We start from the raw sequence: 16,762 nt of genomic DNA, 5'->3' as shown, positions 1-16,762 counted from the left end.
AAGTATAAAAATTTTAAGTCAAAGGTACATGAGCCAATACACTTGTGCCTTTCGTGGTAGATTCAATCTGCCATGTCCCTCCCAATGAAGCAATTCTATCCTGAATATTATACAAACCCTTCCCTCGCTTACTTTCACCATTGATTCCTTTTCCATTGTCAAAAACTTCCAGATGAACATACCCATCGAGGTTTTCTAATGAGATATAGGCTTCTGTGGCATTAGCATGCTTCAATACATTATTAATCAGTTCAAGGAAAATATTGTAGAGTTCAAATTCCTTTTTTTTATCTAGCCTCTTATCTAAATGTATACTTAGTTCAAATTTAGTTTTGTTGCTCCGATTGAGTTTTTCAATCAGCTTTTCAATACTAACCTGCAATCCATCTTCATCTAAATCTTCTGGCAGCAAGTTATGGCTCAAAAAACGAACCCGTTGGTGGGCATCATTGGTCATTTCAACCAGGCTATCATACACTTGTTTCTCCTGAGCAGACAGATGTTTCGTGTTAAAAGATGTCAGTGTCCAACGCATAGCGGATAACGTGCCGCCTAGCGAATCGTGCAAATCAGCCGCAACACGCTTACGTTCAAGTGTTTGCCCGCGTAGTAGTGCCTCAGATATCTCTTTATTTTGTGATTGTAAAGCGGTAATCAGTTCCCTTTGCGTATCCTCTCTTTCTTCTCTTGTTCGGCGATAATCCCGCGCCAGCGCCCAAGTGAAAAAAATCATTTCAAGCATACTTCCAATATGCATCGAATTGACCACAATCAGCGAGGGATACAGGTAACCAAGTGTCCAGATTATTTGAATTAAAATACCGATAAAATAAGCAATCGTTCCAAATAAATAATACAAAGCAGAGACATTGCCCCGCCTATAACTAACCACGCAAGAAACAGATACTAAACTAAAAAACACAAAAATAAGGGCGCTTGAGTACACATTTACGCTGATACCAAAAGGAATAATAAATATCCAGCTGCTCAATACAACAGACAGAACCATGTCTGCCAGTAAAAATTTGTAAAGCAGGGGAGACGTCTTTTTAAGACGAAGCGCATGAGTATAAAATAAAACGCCCAATACATTGCTCAGTACTACCGCAAATACAATTCCAAACCTTTTAAGCCAGATATTCTCGGGCCATACAATACTGTCAATAATACCATAACCACCTATTACCGCAATGGATAAGTACCCTAGCAGAAAGAGCACATACAACAAAAAGTTTCGTTCTTTAGTAACCAGTAAAAACACCACCTGAACTATAATCATACAAAGAGCAAACCCCAAGTGTGCACTCCAAAACCAAATCTCATCTAAGTAACTACTGTAGAAATAGTGGGTTTCTGAAAGTTTGAGTTTTATCAGCTTTGCATCTGTCCCAACCAGTTGTACGTAGATGGTATAGTTTTGATTAGGAAGAATATCAATCGGAATGGCACATTGATGAACGCTTATCTCACGTTGGTAAGTAGGGAAGGCATCTCTAACTGTTTTTTTTATAATTTCTCCAGAAGCCTCATTAATTAAAAAGACATTCAGCTCATCAATCATGGGGTAGTCATTCCTCAAAACCCAATTAATGGGCTTATCGGTTTGCTTTCGCACCCGAAAACGAACCCAATGATACGCTTCTTCAATAAATCCAAAATCTGGCAAATGGCTTTGTGTACTTTTAAAGGAAAGTGAAGAATCTCTAAGTAACTCCTCAATTGTTAGATGGCGGGTAGTATCTTCAAAATATTCAATACCTTTTTTGCCCCATAAATTTACTTCTATGGATTTTTCATTAAGGATTGTTACTGGCAACTGAGCTTTTGCAAGCGGGCCCAGCAAACAGAAAATCAAAATCCCTGCAATACAACTGTAAAACTTTAATCCAGGCATTTCTTTATGCAAAAGAGGACGCCAAATTAGCGAGTTAATCGTAAATAAAAAAGGGCACTCAATTGAGTGCCCTTTTTGTATATCTTAAAAGATACTAATTAGTCAACGATTTCGGTTACTTTACCAGCACCTACTGTACGTCCACCTTCGCGGATAGCGAAACGAAGACCTTTCTCCATAGCGATTTGGTTGATAAGAACGACATCAATCGTCAAGTTATCACCAGGCATCACCATTTCAACACCAGCAGGTAAAGTAATAATACCTGTTACGTCAGTGGTACGGAAATAGAATTGTGGACGGTAGTTGTTAAAGAATGGAGTGTGACGACCACCTTCTTCCTTTGACAGGATGTAAACCTCAGCTTTAAATTTAGCGTGTGGTTTTACTGAACCTGGCTTACAAATAACCATACCACGACGGATATCAGATTTTTCAATACCACGGAGGAGCAAACCAACGTTGTCACCAGCTTCACCACGGTCAAGGATTTTACGGAACATCTCAACCCCTGTTACGGTAGATTTGAGGTTTTCTGCACCCATACCAAGGATTTCAACAGGATCACCTGAATTGATTACACCACGCTCGATACGACCAGTAGCAACTGTACCACGACCAGTGATCGTAAATACGTCTTCAACTGGCATCAAGAATGGCTTGTCCATATCACGAGCAGGAGTTGGAATCCAGCTATCTACTGCATCCATCAAATCTTCGATGGTTTTCACCCATTTCGGATCTCCGTTCAACCCACCAAGAGCTGAACCTTGAATTACAGGGATATTATCACCGTCGAATTCATAGAAAGACAATAGTTCGCGAATTTCCATTTCAACAAGTTCCAATAACTCAGGATCGTCTACCATGTCCACTTTGTTCATGAAAACAACCAATTGAGGTACACCTACCTGACGAGCAAGAAGGATGTGCTCACGAGTTTGTGGCATTGGACCGTCAGTAGCAGCTACCACAATGATAGCACCATCCATCTGGGCAGCACCCGTTACCATGTTTTTTACGTAGTCAGCGTGACCTGGGCAGTCAACGTGAGCATAGTGACGATTAACAGTCTGGTATTCTACGTGAGCCGTGTTGATTGTAATACCGCGTTCTTTTTCTTCCGGCGCATTATCAATTGATGAGAAATCACGCTTTTCTGCCAAGCCTTTTTCTGCGAGTACTTTAGTGATAGCAGCAGTCAAAGTAGTTTTACCGTGGTCAACGTGACCGATAGTACCTACGTTTACGTGGGGTTTGCTACGGTCGAATTGTGCTTTTGCCATTGTTGTATTAACTAAAAGTTGATTTTGAATTTATTATGGATTTACAGAGAAAACTTGCATTCCAGAGTTTTACGAAGGCAAAAAGACGAGCCATGAAGTACTGAATCTCACGCTCGCATGATTAAACAAATAATTACCTTCACCTCGAGCCGTTACGGGGATTTGAACCCCGGACCTCTTCCTTACCAAGGAAGTGCTCTACCACTGAGCTATAACGGCTTTCAATAAAAAAGTTAACCGTTATTCGTTAAAAGTTATTAGTTAAGTATTAGTCTCTAAATAACAATTAACAAGTAACAATTAACTTGAAAAATGAGCGGGAGACGGGGCTCGAACCCGCCACCTGAAGCTTGGAAGGCTACCGCTCTACCAAATGAGCTACTCCCGCGTTTTCTAGTTGTCAGTTTTCGGACAAGCGTTGACAGTGAGAAAACGGACTGCCGAAAACCTGTTTACTAAAAGTGGGGGCGGATGGATTCGAACCACCGAAGGTATGAACCAGCAGATTTACAGTCTGCCCCATTTGGCCACTCTGGTACACCCCCTTGTTACTCTCAAAAAACGCCCAAAAGCTGTTTGATTTTCTTTTGGAGTCGCAAATGTATAAGGTTTTGCTTTTAATTCAAACCTTTAGTAAAAAAAATATTTTACTAAGGTATTTTCGAAACCACAAAAAAAGCGGTTAAAAGCACGAATAGAATTATCGAAAAACTTTTAACCGCCTAACTATGAATATCATAGACGAATCCCGAAACTAATCATCCGTACCGCAGGTCCTTTATTTGTTTGATATAATTCTCCTAAATCGTACTGCATAAATAAATCTGGGAAATGACGAATTCCTAATTCAGCTCCGATTCCATAACGAAAATCATTTAAATGAAAATTGGAATGTGTGCGTTCTGAGCGTCCCTTACGTTCTTCCTGAACTTTTGTGTAGCTGTCCAATCGGTACCCTCCGTACATCCCTACACTTAGGTAGGAGATAGGGCCATGATGAATGGCTAATGTTGGCATCAGCGAAAGATTCAAGTAAGCCGACGTCAACTTTGATTTGTGCACATCACCCGTGGCATTTGCCAAGGGAAATGAAATAGCACGCGTATCTTTCTGAACGGTATTATTTCCGTCAAACATCATGTTGTACCACGAAACGTCGATTCCTAAATCTAAGCCCAAAGAGGCATCTTTTCCTCTGCTTATGGCCGCCCCCCGAACCCATGTAAGACTTACAAAGCGCGACCCCCACGGCAATAAATCATAATCTGATTCTTGATAGCTAAGAGGCGTATTTTTGGCATACGTATTCAGACCAACCAGTACATCAAATCCATTTCTTGGACTTTTATAACGCCGTGTTACACTGCGTGTAACGGTTCCGTCGTCTTTATTGTTTTCAGAACTTTTTACATCATCTTCCTTAGAATCTGACGATTTTTGGTTGGGCTCATTAATCGTAATTTTAACTTCTCCGTCTTTACGGCTGATAACTAAAACCGTGTCTTTTAAGTATTTACGACCATTTTGCTCATTGATGTAGATGTAGGTTTCTTTGCTGCTAGAATCCAGCGCGGCGCCCATATCCCGAACAATTTTGTTGAGGTCATATTGACGAAGGCTCTGAATCCCTTCTTTATCCTTGGCTTGGATAATCAGGCGGGTATTGTTACCAAATTGTACAATCAAAGAATCCCCTTTTTGAGTGTATTTTTCGGCTTGCGCAACAAAAGCGATAAACGCTAAAACAAAGGTTACAATTGACTTTTTCATGGCTGTATTGATGTTAAATTTGATACTTAGTGGTTTCATGTTTGATTTAATTACGTTCCTTGCCAGTGGCTTTAGCCAGCATTTTATTTGGATTGAATCCTACTTCGTCCCAGTCTACGCGTTCGCCGTTTTTAGCATTTTTCAATTGCTTCCACACTTTGGCCATACGAGTGGATTTACGGGGTTTGTTCAGAATGTCATCTTCAAATTCCTCCGACACAGATTTAGTTTCGTCCGATTTTATTCTAGGCTCAGCAATGGTTTCTTTCGTATTGGCAGCGACTAACGTTTCTTTTAATTCGGGCAACTGCAACACCACGGTCTTCGCTCCAGATATAACCTCTGGGTGAATCGGCGTCTGAGCAATGGTCCGGGGATTTTCGGCAGCAGACACTGGCACACTTTCGGGTTTAGCCTGATTCTCTGCTTTTTGTACATCTGGCAAAGTGGCCACCATTGGTTGAGGGCTAAAAGTAACAGACGCTGATTTCGATTCGGGCGCGGTGCTGGTGGTACTTTTTCGAACTGTTTGTGTTATAGACTCGGGCTTGTTTAGCGCTGTGGCCACTTGTTCTTGTTCGGCAATTGGTGCTTCTGCCTCTATTTTTATTTCTTCTTGAGGGGCAATTTGTTTCTTTATTGCTTTCGCTTTGGTATTGTGGGTATGTTGTGCCAAGTTGGTTTCATTTGACGAATTTGAGCGCCAAGTCAACCAGCCCGCTACCAGAAGTAAACACACGCCCGCCGCGGCCAACCAAGGCCCTTGCTGCCACCAACCACCGATTCTACGTTTTTTGTTTTGCTGCATACGCAACTGGAGCTTCTCCCATGCTTCATCACGCGGTTTAATTTCAGCTTCCTTGAGCTTTTGGGAAAAGAGTTTGTCAATAGGATGCTTTTTCATCGTTATTTCCCTTTTAAACTTTTCACCGCTTCTGCGGTTTGATTTAAATTTTCCATTTCTTTTATCATGTCTTGCAGCAAGGCACGCGCCCGGTGCAATTGTGACTTCGAGGTGCTTTCAGTAATTCCGAGCTGCTCGGCAATCTCGGCATGTGAGTATCCCTCAATGGCATACAAGTTAAACACTGTGCGGTAGCCTGTCGGTAACTTTGCGATAACCGCCATTAAATCATCCACTTCGAGGGTGGCATCAGCCCATTCATAATTGGGGAGATGTTGTGCTTCTGGCGCATCAATATCTACTTCAATATGGCGCTTAGTGCGCAAATACATCAGCGCTTCATTGGTCATTAATCGCCGCATCCATCCCTCAAAACTACCTTCCCCTTTGAATTGGTCGATACGGTCAAAAATCTTCATAAACCCCTCAATCAAAACATCTTCCGCTTCCATTCTATCGTTTATATACCGCACACACACCGCCAGCAACCGCGCCGAGTACTTTTCGTACAGGTGGCGTTGTGCCTTGGCATCTCCCTTCTGTAAGGATTTTACCAATTGGGCTTCGCTCGTGAACAGTTGTAAAATTTTGACCATAATCAGGCTGTTTCAAAAGGTAGATGCAAATGCTTGGCACAAAGGTTGCATGAGTTTAAAAAAATTTATTCAAGTTCCAACCGTTATACAACCATCAACGTCATAGCATCAGTTTCCAACCAAAAATTTGACAGCTATGACAACTATTCCTAGAACAGCTTTAACCATGAGAACTTCTTCATTTTTTCAGTGTGTACTGGTCATCGCCGCAACCCTGATGTTGCTTTGGGTGGCCTTGGGGTGCAGCTCCACCAGCCCTTCGCCCGTAGGCGAAGAGGTGAAAATTTCCGAAAACTTTGCCAGTCGTACCGACGACTTTGCCTTTGATTTTTTCAAAAAACTGAATGACAAAGAACCCTCCGACAAAAACGTATTTGTATCACCTTTGAGCCTGCACATGGCACTGGGTATGCTACTCAACGGTGCCAACGGACAAACTGCCGACGAGATTCAAAAAACCCTGAAATTGAACGGAATCTCGTTGGCAGACGCCAACGCAACTTATTTAAAACTCATAGAAGGTCTCCCCAAAGCAGACCCTAAAGTTACGCTAGGTTTAGCTAATTCGGTATGGAATCGAAATACGTTTCAGCCCGAAACCGACTTTGTTAACATCTTAAAAAGTTCTTTTAAGGCTGACGCATCGCAATTCAGTGGCTCAGATGCGACGCCCCTAAATACGTGGGCAAGCGATAAAACTAACGGCAAAATCAAAAAAGTACTTGATAAGATAGAGCCGCAAATGGTGTTGTTTTTGATGAATGCTCTGTATTTCAAAGGAGACTGGACGACAAGTTTTGACGAGCAAAAAACCACTGATTACCCATTTCAACTGGCTGCAAGTAAAACGAAAAATGTCAAAATGATGCAAATGAAAAGCAAAATTTCGTTTGCCAATCGTGATGGGTATTTTGCCTACGAACTTCCTTACGGCAATAGCCGCTATGCTATGACTGTACTGGTACCAATCGGCACACAAGGAGTCAATGATTTAGTAACCAAACTTACCGCTGCCGAATGGAATCAATTACAACAAAATTTGAAAGCCGTCGATAATCTTTCGATTGGATTACCTCGCTTTACCCTTGAATATGAAGTATATTTAAACGATGTGCTCGAAAAAATGGGCATGCCGTCGGCCTTTCTCCCCAATATCGCCGATTTAAGCAAAATTAGTAAAACGCAAAAGCTGAACGTTGGTTTTGTCAAGCAAAATACCTACGTGGCTGTGGATGAAAAAGGGACCGAAGCTGCTGCCGTGACCACCATCGGAGTAGAACTGACTTCGCTTCCTCAAACATATTACGCAGACCGTCCGTTTGTTTTTATCATCAGCGAGAAAACTTCTGATACCGTTTTGTTTATGGGAAAAATGGTTAATCCTTCCTAAATCAAAACCTCTGTTATATACCAAAAAAGGAGCCTAGGCTCCTTTTTTGGTATATAACAGAAAAAAATCTATTTGCTAGGAACAAACAAGACAGCATCTGCCACAACGACACCGTTGGTGTTTTGATTGGTAATCTCTACAAAGTTTTCATTTCCCTTTGCAAAGGGATAAGTGCCTAGTTTAATCCAGTCATTTACCTGTGTTTGTGAAGCAACCAATACTTCTTTGATGCTCGTAGCGGTCTTTACTCTGACCAGAGTTTGGCTCGCTTTGGCTTCGTCGGCAGCCTCACCAGGATTTCCGCCGCCGCCCGTCGGGCTTGGGTTATATACATACACTGCATACCTTCCCGTTTTAGGAATCTCTGGTGTGAAGCGTACACTGTTTTTTTCTTTGCCTTTCGAATTGTCTACTAACTGAGTCGCGGCATATTTTCCACCCGTTTTAACAGTTTTCCAATTCCCGACTACAGTTATTTTCGTTGGAGTAACGTCATTGTCCAATAAAATTTCTGCTTGGCTTCCATCCATTAAAGGATTGGAAAGCAAAGCATTCTGAAGGGTTATTACGTTTATTTCCTGCACTGGCTTTTGGGTATCAATGGCCATAGTCGCCGCCACAGCCGAGGCTTGGGCCAACGCCATGAAGACTGGCTCCATGCGAATGGAACCGTACGCAATGTGGGTGGCAGAAAGACAAACAGGAACAAAAAGATTCTCGCAATCAGCCTTTTTCGGAATCAATGAACGGTAACTGATAGGATAGGGGGGGAAGCCTCCTACCTGCACATCTCCTTCATTACGAACTTCCATTTTACCAGTTTTCGGATTCTTGAACAAAATACGCTGGCAATTGTGCGAATCCATGGTGTAAGCAGCTAATCCAATCCCATCTTTGACCACTTCGCGCCCCTCGCAGTTGTGTTGGGTCATCACGTATTCACCCACCAAACGACGTGCTTCTCGGACATAAAGCTGTGGACTGAAGTGGTCATTGTCAACGTATTCATCCTTTGGATAACCCCATTCCAACATTTGTTTACGGAGATGATCGGGCATTCGTGGATCATGTCCTACAAAATAGAGGAACCCTTTGGTGTAATCTTCGTGGTCTTTGATGATTTTCTTACGGGTTTCATAATTGGCTTCCGCATAATCATGATTCATGCCAATCATATCGGTCGAAAACCCTCCTTTGTTATTGATATCGGTTTTTGAATTGGGCATATCCGCAATGTGCATCACGCCCCAATTGATGTGCGGTGGTTTTTCAATGGCTACTTGCCTCAATAAGAGTTCATACTTAGTTGAGTCATAGCCCTCAGGGCGCGTGATTGGAATGCGATTGGCTGGGTCTTTGGTCAGGCACAATCGAAAATTATAGGTTTGTAAAAGCTTATCGCCCGAACCATTGGGAGCCAATACCGCCGTCGATATTCCCCACAACAAGCCGCTAGAAGGGTCTCCTGGGATTTTATAAGGGTCCACGCCCTCGGGAAATTGGTGTTTGTCCAATAGCTGTACTCCATTCCACGTTTCGTTGTATTGGCTGTTTGCCTCACGCCCCACGATGTAACTCACGCCTGCTTTGGCCATCAAATCTCCTTCGTAAGTGCAATCAATAAACATTTTTGCTTTTACCCTTCGCAGTCCCTGACCTGGCTGATTAGATGGCTCAAGCGTGATTTCCTGAATCTTTCCTTCTTTTTTGGAGGCAGACACCAACCTATACTCAAACCAAACTGGAAAATCACCTTTTTTTACATATTCTTTGAACAGGTTTTCTGCCACATGCGGCTCAAAAGTCCATTGTTCAAATTTCCCATAGTGTTGTCCTATCTGGCGGTAAAAATCCCTTGCAATGCCCGTAATCGCATATTTATTGCCGATATCGGTTTGCCCTAAGCCTCCCGAACTTAATCCACCTAAATGCTTTCCCGGCTCAATAAGCAACACTGTTTTGCCCGCTTTTTTGGCCGTATAAGCGGCAATGACTCCCGCCGAAGAACCTCCATACACACAAATATCATAGGTTTGGGCAACTGCTGACGAGAGAATTGAAACAGTTAAAATGAACAGAAGAGCAATACGTTTTTTCATAGATGTTGGATTTATAAGCAAAAGATACAGACCTTTGAAACTTACTTTGATGCATAAAGTGGCCAAATCCTTCGGCGAAACGGCACTATTTTCTTTGACTCTTTCGTTAGAAAGATAAACAACCTTGGTTACACCATAAATATAGTATATGAAAAAGTTTTCAACTTCATTGTTTATTCTCCTTCTCGCGGCGGTTTCTTCGGTATATGCTCAGAGCGTAGAGTGGGGATTAAAAGCGGGCGTACAAATGACCCAATTTATGGGCAGTGATTTTGAAGGGGTATTAGCTACGTCAAGTTCACGAACACCCGAAAAAATTTCCTCAAAAGGAGGCTCAACCTTTGGTTATACCTTGGGAGGCTATGTTCGTTCTACTGAAAATGTATTTTTACAAGGAGAATTACTAGTTTCTGTCAAAGGAGCTCAATTGGAACGGCTGAGTACATCGACCAAAACGAGTGTGCAATACGGGCAGTTGGACATTCCGTTTTCGATTGGTTACAAACACAATCAATTTGAAATTAGCGGAGGCCCTCTGTTATCTGTTCAGCTGTTTGAAAACGGGACACTGAAAGAGTTTTTATCCCAATATTCAAATACGCCGCTTTCCTTTTCTCCGTACAAATCGTACGCATTTGGTTATCATGCAGGCATCGGAGCTCACTTCAACAAACTTGGAGTCAATCTTCGTTATTTAGCCAGCATTCAGCCCGTTAGTGATATGTATATTTCATACACAACGGCAGGCAGCGATCCACAATTACGCGAGAGTCTATTTCAACAAAATTTCGGGTCGTTACAGTTAGCGATTTCTTATCGACTAAGTAAATAATTGGACAATAAAAAGCCATCCTGACATTACATCAGAATGGCTCGCTATAGGGCGGAGGGTAACTTTCGCCCTTTTTTATGCCTAGGGAATAACCTAACCCCTACGTTTGTTAATTCTTAGCGCCGCCTTGTTGACCTGTTTTCGGTTGCTGGCTTTGCTGAGCTTCGCGCATCGGGTTGGGTCCGCGCTGGAATCCCTGTGATTTAAACAATTGGAATTTGGTCGGTTGAGCCGGCTGACGCGGAAAACTGTTGCTTTCTTCGTCAATATCGGCAATCTCACGATACGGATCCAATGTCCATTGAACGACTTTCTTTTTGCTGGTAATAACTTTAGAAACATTTTGGTCGTTCAATCTCCAGATTTCAGCTGGGAATCTTGCTACAGAATCGGTTCCGTCCTCAAATTGCATCTTCACAATCACAGGCATGGGCAATCCTCCTTTATTTTTTACTTTCAAAGTGTAAAAATTCACTCCCGATTCGACCAACTTACGCTCATCTGGCGTTAAACTTGCCAAATAGGTGTCGTATTTTTTCTTGTCGGCTTCCGTCACTTTGTAAGGGTCATACGTGTTGTAAAAATCTTTCATATCGGGATTTTTATCAACAACTGACTCTTTGATGTAGTCTTTGTCGCGCTGGCGGGCCACGGTGTTGCGTTTGGCTTCAGCTTGTTTTTTTGCTTCTGCTTTGTTGATTTCGGGATTTTGGGTATCCAACGCAAACCATTCCACTTCGACTAAGTCTTGGTCAACTGCCTCTGTGCCATAAAACCAACCTTTCCAAAACCAATCCAAATCCACTCCTGAGGCATCTTCCATAGTGCGGAAGAAATCAGCAGGGGTCGGATTTTTAAACGCCCAACGACGTGCATACTCTTTAAAGGCGTAGTCAAACAACTCGCGTCCCATGACAGTCTCGCGCAAAATGTTGAGGGCTGTGGCTGGCTTTGCATAAGCATTGGGACCATAAAGCATGATATTGTCGGAGCTGGTCATGATAGGCACCAGGTTTTTGGCGTCCTGTTTCATGTAATCTACGATAAACTGCGGTTCTCCTCTTCGGGTTGGAAAATCTTTATCCCATTCTTTTTCGGCAAGGTACTGTACAAAGGTGTTCAAGCCCTCGTCCATCCATCCCCACTGGCGCTCATCTGAATTGATAATCATAGGGAAGAAATTATGCCCCACTTCGTGAATAATCACCCCAATCATCCCGTATTTGGTTCCTTCTGAATAGGTGCCGTCTGGTTCTGGTCGCCCACCGTTGAACGAAATCATCGGGTATTCCATTCCACCACCGCTGGCATGGCACGAATAAGCCACTGGATAAGGGTAATCTACCGAATACTTTGAATAAGAGCGTATAGTATGCGCTACCACCATCGTAGAGTACTGTCCCCAAAGCGGATTTCCTTCTTTTGAATACAGCGACATACACATCACTTTCTTGCCTGCTTGGTCTATCTGCATAGCATCCCAGATAAACTTACGGCTTGTGGCAAAGGCAAAGTCACGCACGTTTTCGGCTTTATAAACCCACGTCTTCTTGCCCGTTGGTTTGCCTTTTTCGGCTTTTTCAGCCTCTTCCTGGCTCACAATCAACACAGGGCGCGTAGCCGTTTTGGCTTTTTCCATCCGCTTAAGTTGCTCTGCAGAGAGCACCTGATTGGCATTCTGTAATTCACCCGTTGCTCCTACGATGTGATCATTGGGCACAGTTAATGCTACTTTATAATTACCAAAAGTCAATGTAAACTCTCCTTGACCCAAGAATTGTTTGTGCTGCCAACCGTTCACGTCGTCATAAACGCACATTCTCGGAAACCAGTGAGCAATAAAATAATTGGTGTTACCGTCTTTCGGAAAAAACTCATAACCCGCCCGTCCATAGTATTCATTAATAAAGTAGTTCCAATCCACCGAAAAAGCATACGATTGGCCCGTCTTAATACCCATAGGTAGCTCTATACGCATCATCGTACCGTTGATGGTGTGTTTGAGCGGTTGACCCGTTTTGGGGTCTTTGACTGAAGTAATTTTAAAGCTAAAATCACCAGCAACACTTCCTCTAACCGAACTGGGGGCATTTAACCCCGTTACGGCATTGGATGACATTTGGTTTTGTATGCTATTATTTTGGGAAGTAGCATTAATTGAGTTTTTTTCAAATAAATTTTGGTCCAATTGCAACCAAACGTACTTCAGCTCATCGGGTGAATTATTAAAGTACGTAATGGTTTCGGTTCCCGTGATTTTGCGTTTTTCATCGTCCAATTCGGCTTTGATGTCGTAGTCAGCACGTTGCTGCCAAAAGTCCTTACCTGGCGCACCCGACGCGGTGCGTGTCGTGTTTGGGGTAGGAAGCGATGCCCCCAATTGTTCAAAACGTGAGTTGGCGTTGTAATTGCCCGCTGGAGGTTGGGCTAGCAAACCGCTGGCTGTGAGCATTAGCCAGTAAAAAATAAACTGTTTTCTCATCGGAAGTTGGTATTAGTTTGTTGGTTGTAAAAATAAAAGAAAATAGCAAAAATCGCCCTCATAGGTAGACACTTACCCTTTTTTCAGCGACATTATTCTACGGATAGGCCTACAAAAGTTCGAAAAACTTCATTTTCCAAAATCAAAGAAAGCGCCATACCAGCCACAATTCCCGAAATCAAATGGTTCCAAGTGAGGCGTTTGACCTTTATGACATCAACAAAAAGAGAGGCAATGGCTAAGGCAATGGCCACTATCACAAGTTGACCCAATTCCAACCCAACATTGAACGCAAACAGCGGCATCACAATGCTATCTTGGTCGCCCAGCAAACTGCGCAGGTAGTTGGAAAAACCCATGCCGTGAATTAAGCCAAAACAGGCCGCCAATACATACCTCAGTTTGGGGGATTTTGGCTCGCCCGTACTCTTTTCTGAAAAATTTGATACGGCCGTAATGAAAATCGTAATCGGAATCAATAATTCAATGAAGGCCGAACTATAAGTAATCATTTTAAGCGTAGCCAGGGCGAGGGTCACCGAATGACCCAGTGTAAAAGCGGTAACCAAAACCAATACTTTCTTCCATTCTCTGAAAGCATAAATGGCGCAAAGGGCAATGACAAACAATATATGGTCGTAGCCGTTGGGGTCGGTAATGTGGGAAAATCCGAGTTGAAGATAGGCTTGAAATTCAGACATAAACTGTAGAGAGATGTGGGTAAAAAGTTACTTATCAAATAAAAAATATCGAAAAATTAATCAGCCAGTACGTATATCGCATCCAGGTTTCGTCCCTGCTCGTCATAATCAAGACCATATCCAACTACAAACCGATTTTCTATTTCAAAACCCACGTATTTTACCGTTAGCGGAGTTTTGAGAGCTGCTGGCTTAAAGAGCATCGACGCAACCTGAATAGAGTCTGGTTTTTGAACCGAAAGCTGAAAAAGCAGTTTGTTCATCGTCAGGCCTGTATCCACAATATCTTCCACAATAATCACGTGTCGGCCTTCAATCGACTCTTTCAAACCCAAAATTTCCTTCAATTGTCCAGTGGATTCGGTTTTTGAATACGAAGAAACCCGAACAAATGTAATTTCGCAGGGGATAGGAACGTTTTTTATAAGCTCCGCTGCAAAGAGGAATGCTCCATTGAGTACGACCACAAAAAGGGGGGTTTTGTCTCGGTAATCTTCGCTAATTTTGCGGCCCACTTCAGCAATACGTTCTTCCAGCGTTTGTTTGTCAATGAATGGCACAAACTGTTTGTCTTTGACGACCTGCATGTTTGAGAAATATTAAAAAATTATTAAAAAAAACTTAAATTTATAAACTGTCCGAAAGAAAACTACGTTAATACGGTACAGCAAAGATAATAGACCATGAAAAAGAACAGTTTAAAATATTGGATATTCGGCTTTACATGCATCTTTATAGTGGTCATGAAGCCCGCGCAAGCACAATTGTACGCATCTGCCGATTTTGACAGCAAATACGAAATGCTTCTCTCCAATCCTGGCGTACAAATTGAGGCCACGGAAGCCATCAACAAATTGTACAACTTCAAATTTGCCGAGGCCGATGCCGAATTCCGCTGGTTACGTTATCGCTACCCTAACCATCCGATGCCCTATTTTTTAATGGGACTGGCCGAATGGTGGAAAATCGTTCCTAACACCGACGACACTCGCTACGACGACCGTTGCATTGCCCTCATGGATACTTGCATTACGTTGGCCGAAAAACTGTACGATATTCGGGAAAATAAAATTGAACCTTCTTTCTTTTTGGCGGCGGCCTATGCCTTTAAAGGACGTATTCACTCCGAGCGCAAACACTGGTCACGGGCTACTTTTGCGGGAAAAAATGCCCTTAAATATTTAGAACGTTGCAAGGGACAGAGCGAAATTAGCCCTGAGTTGCTGTTTGGAGACGGTTTATTCAATTATTTTGCCGAATGGATTCCCGACAATTATCCGCTATTGAAGCCTGTTTTATGGCTTTTTCCGAAAGGGAATAAACAAACCGGTATCCAACAACTGGAAAAAGTCGGTAACAACGCGTTTTATACAAGGACCGAAGCCCGCTATTTTCTGTTGCAGATTTATGGCTATGAAAATCAATACGCAAAATCGTATGATTTGGCCAAGTATTCTTGGGAAACCTACCCCGACAATCCGTATTTTGAGCGCTATTATTTACGCTCAGCTTTTGTACGCGGGAACTCCGACGAAGCCGAGAAAATAGCAAACAGCATTTTGGGGAAAATTGACGCGGGAAAAACGGGTTATGAGGCCGTAAGCGGCCGAAATGCCGCGTACGTGTTGGCCTATTATGCCAACAACTACCACCGCGATCTTTCTAAAGCCAAACTGTACTATCAGAAAACGCTTGATTACTCCACGCAGGCAAAAGCCTTTACCTCAGGCTATTACTTAGCGTCTTTGGTAGGATTGGGACGAATTGCCGAGAAAGAAAAGAATTATGATGCTGCCCGTGAATACTACAAAACAGCGGTAGACAGAGGCGAGAAAAAATCTACCCAAGTGAAGGAAGCAAAAGACGCACTCTCAAATCTCAATAAAGTACGGCGCGAGGAACGCCGCAAACAACGAAATTAATTTTTTTAAATCATAAAAGCGCGAAAGGATTCGAATTATTTGGTTTCTTTCGCGTTTTTTATGGATGATTTATCTACAAAATAATCATTCCGCTTTGGGTGTAGTTACTAAATCGAGGAGAGTCGGGAGAGAGCTCAGTGATTAAGAAATCAATATCATTTAGTTCGCAAACGCGAAGGCGTTGAGTGCTCCCAAGTTTTTCACTAATGGTTACAATAGCCGTTCTTTTACAGGCCTTTATCATCGCTTTTTTTACCTGAACTGCCTCCAAATCAGAATCCGTAATCCCCTCGTTATCAATAGAATTGGTACCTAGAATACACAAATCTGCATTGATGTCATTCATTCGACTGATTACTTCACCGCCCACGCTTATTTGAGAGTTTTTTACCAATTTACCCCCCAAAAAAATAACTTCTACATTAGGGTGGTCACAGAGTTGCAACGCGGTAGTTAAGCTTACCGTAAAAAAAGTAGCGTGTAAATTCTGCGGCAACGCCCTTACCAATTCTCGCACGGTGGTCCCCCCGCCAATCATCACAAACATGCCATTTTCAATCAATGAAGCCGCTTTTTGGGCAATAATTGTTTTCTCAGAAAAGGCATAAGTACTACTCGGAACATAATCATAATGATATGATTTTGACAATGCACCTCCATGTACTTTTATCAATTCACCCGCCTCTGCTAATTCATTCAAATCCCGACGAATTGTATCTTCAGATACATTTAGCATTGCTCCTAAATCAGCCGACAAAGCCCGGTTATGCAGGTTCACTTGTTTCATTATGAATGCCTGACGTTCTCGTTTCAGCATGTGCGCTTGGACTTGGTGCATATTAATACTTCACTTTTATGTAAACCTGCAAAAAAATGCAATTATAAC

General features: G+C 42.5%; 13 protein-coding genes and 3 tRNA genes. 3 read left to right on the top strand and 13 right to left on the bottom strand.

All coding sequences use genetic code 11. The features are described from left to right. Positions 1-13 precede the first annotated feature (13 nt). The 8 genes from DR864_RS17980 to DR864_RS17945 form a co-directional block, all read right to left on the bottom strand. Positions 14-1,894: a sensor histidine kinase gene (locus DR864_RS17980; RefSeq protein WP_114068264.1), complete on the bottom strand. Its 1,881-nt coding sequence runs from the start codon at positions 1,892-1,894 to the stop codon at positions 14-16. A 98-nt stretch (positions 1,895-1,992) separates the two neighbouring features. Then, complete coding sequence (tuf, locus tag DR864_RS17975) at positions 1,993-3,180, bottom strand: elongation factor Tu (RefSeq protein ID WP_114068263.1); 1,188 nt, start codon at positions 3,178-3,180, stop codon at positions 1,993-1,995. Positions 3,181-3,327: 147 nt separating this feature from the next. Beyond that, a tRNA-Thr gene (locus DR864_RS17970) sits at positions 3,328-3,399 on the bottom strand. A 96-nt stretch (positions 3,400-3,495) separates the two neighbouring features. Continuing rightward, positions 3,496-3,568: transfer RNA gene (locus DR864_RS17965), tRNA-Gly, on the bottom strand. Positions 3,569-3,642: 74 nt separating this feature from the next. After that, positions 3,643-3,725: transfer RNA gene (locus DR864_RS17960), tRNA-Tyr, on the bottom strand. Positions 3,726-3,915: 190 nt separating this feature from the next. Then, positions 3,916-4,950 carry an outer membrane beta-barrel protein gene (locus DR864_RS17955; protein ID WP_162793922.1) on the bottom strand — a complete coding sequence of 345 codons (1,035 nt, stop codon included), beginning with the start codon at positions 4,948-4,950 and terminating at the stop codon, positions 3,916-3,918. A 46-nt stretch (positions 4,951-4,996) separates the two neighbouring features. Further along, complete coding sequence (locus tag DR864_RS17950) at positions 4,997-5,854, bottom strand: hypothetical protein (RefSeq protein ID WP_114068261.1); 858 nt, start codon at positions 5,852-5,854, stop codon at positions 4,997-4,999. A 2-nt stretch (positions 5,855-5,856) separates the two neighbouring features. Further along, positions 5,857-6,450 carry an RNA polymerase sigma factor gene (locus DR864_RS17945; RefSeq protein ID WP_114068260.1) on the bottom strand — a complete coding sequence of 198 codons (594 nt, stop codon included), beginning with the start codon at positions 6,448-6,450 and terminating at the stop codon, positions 5,857-5,859. A gap of 166 nt (positions 6,451-6,616) precedes the next feature. On the opposite strand from DR864_RS17945, the gene DR864_RS17940 reads away from it, so the two are divergent. Then, positions 6,617-7,840, top strand: coding sequence for a serpin family protein (locus DR864_RS17940; RefSeq protein WP_229599413.1), 1,224 nt, complete (start codon positions 6,617-6,619; stop codon positions 7,838-7,840). 68 nt (positions 7,841-7,908) lie between these two features. On the opposite strand, the gene DR864_RS17935 is transcribed toward DR864_RS17940, so the two are convergent. Then, positions 7,909-9,939, bottom strand: coding sequence for an FAD-dependent oxidoreductase (locus DR864_RS17935; RefSeq protein WP_114068258.1), 2,031 nt, complete (start codon positions 9,937-9,939; stop codon positions 7,909-7,911). Positions 9,940-10,087: 148 nt separating this feature from the next. Here DR864_RS17935 and DR864_RS17930 point away from each other — a divergent pair, with 148 nt between their 5' ends. Further along, on the top strand, positions 10,088-10,771 hold the full coding sequence (locus DR864_RS17930; protein ID WP_114068257.1) for a PorT family protein: 684 nt from the start codon (positions 10,088-10,090) through the stop codon (positions 10,769-10,771). A 109-nt stretch (positions 10,772-10,880) separates the two neighbouring features. Here DR864_RS17930 and DR864_RS17925 read toward each other — a convergent pair whose 3' ends face one another. The 3 genes from DR864_RS17925 to hpt form a co-directional block, all read right to left on the bottom strand. Next, positions 10,881-13,253 (bottom strand): M1 family metallopeptidase, encoded by a 2,373-nt coding sequence (locus DR864_RS17925; RefSeq protein WP_114068256.1) that lies wholly within the window; start codon positions 13,251-13,253, stop codon positions 10,881-10,883. Between the two features lie 92 nt (positions 13,254-13,345). Beyond that, positions 13,346-13,954 carry a HupE/UreJ family protein gene (locus DR864_RS17920; RefSeq protein WP_114068255.1) on the bottom strand — a complete coding sequence of 203 codons (609 nt, stop codon included), beginning with the start codon at positions 13,952-13,954 and terminating at the stop codon, positions 13,346-13,348. Positions 13,955-14,010: 56 nt separating this feature from the next. Continuing rightward, positions 14,011-14,541, bottom strand: coding sequence for a hypoxanthine phosphoribosyltransferase (gene hpt, locus DR864_RS17915; RefSeq protein WP_114068254.1), 531 nt, complete (start codon positions 14,539-14,541; stop codon positions 14,011-14,013). A gap of 96 nt (positions 14,542-14,637) precedes the next feature. On the opposite strand from hpt, the gene DR864_RS17910 reads away from it, so the two are divergent. After that, complete coding sequence (locus DR864_RS17910; RefSeq protein ID WP_114068253.1) at positions 14,638-15,876, top strand: tetratricopeptide repeat protein; 1,239 nt, start codon at positions 14,638-14,640, stop codon at positions 15,874-15,876. A 73-nt stretch (positions 15,877-15,949) separates the two neighbouring features. On the opposite strand, the gene DR864_RS17905 is transcribed toward DR864_RS17910, so the two are convergent. Next, positions 15,950-16,714 carry a DeoR/GlpR family DNA-binding transcription regulator gene (locus DR864_RS17905; protein WP_205319126.1) on the bottom strand — a complete coding sequence of 255 codons (765 nt, stop codon included), beginning with the start codon at positions 16,712-16,714 and terminating at the stop codon, positions 15,950-15,952. Positions 16,715-16,762 lie beyond the last annotated feature (48 nt).

Source organism: Runella rosea (assembly GCF_003325355.1).
Taxonomy (GTDB): Bacteria; Bacteroidota; Bacteroidia; order Cytophagales; family Spirosomataceae; genus Runella; species Runella rosea.
This window is presented reverse-complemented; position numbering and strand designations above follow the sequence as displayed.

Bases quoted from the DNA above. Each gene is read 5' to 3' on its own strand.
- DR864_RS17945 (WP_114068260.1), bottom strand. From the start codon at position 6,450: ATGGTCAAAATTTTACAACTGTTCACGAGCGAAGCCCAATTGGTAAAA.
- DR864_RS17935 (WP_114068258.1), bottom strand. From the start codon at position 9,939: ATGAAAAAACGTATTGCTCTTCTGTTCATTTTAACTGTTTCAATTCTC.
- DR864_RS17930 (WP_114068257.1), top strand. From the start codon at position 10,088: ATGAAAAAGTTTTCAACTTCATTGTTTATTCTCCTTCTCGCGGCGGTT.
- DR864_RS17950 (WP_114068261.1), bottom strand. From the start codon at position 5,854: ATGAAAAAGCATCCTATTGACAAACTCTTTTCCCAAAAGCTCAAGGAA.
- tuf (WP_114068263.1), bottom strand. From the start codon at position 3,180: ATGGCAAAAGCACAATTCGACCGTAGCAAACCCCACGTAAACGTAGGT.
- DR864_RS17925 (WP_114068256.1), bottom strand. From the start codon at position 13,253: ATGAGAAAACAGTTTATTTTTTACTGGCTAATGCTCACAGCCAGCGGT.
- DR864_RS17940 (WP_229599413.1), top strand. From the start codon at position 6,617: ATGAGAACTTCTTCATTTTTTCAGTGTGTACTGGTCATCGCCGCAACC.
- DR864_RS17905 (WP_205319126.1), bottom strand. From the start codon at position 16,714: ATGCACCAAGTCCAAGCGCACATGCTGAAACGAGAACGTCAGGCATTC.
- DR864_RS17980 (WP_114068264.1), bottom strand. From the start codon at position 1,894: ATGCCTGGATTAAAGTTTTACAGTTGTATTGCAGGGATTTTGATTTTC.
- hpt (WP_114068254.1), bottom strand. From the start codon at position 14,541: ATGCAGGTCGTCAAAGACAAACAGTTTGTGCCATTCATTGACAAACAA.
- DR864_RS17955 (WP_162793922.1), bottom strand. From the start codon at position 4,950: ATGAAAAAGTCAATTGTAACCTTTGTTTTAGCGTTTATCGCTTTTGTT.
- DR864_RS17910 (WP_114068253.1), top strand. From the start codon at position 14,638: ATGAAAAAGAACAGTTTAAAATATTGGATATTCGGCTTTACATGCATC.
- DR864_RS17920 (WP_114068255.1), bottom strand. From the start codon at position 13,954: ATGTCTGAATTTCAAGCCTATCTTCAACTCGGATTTTCCCACATTACC.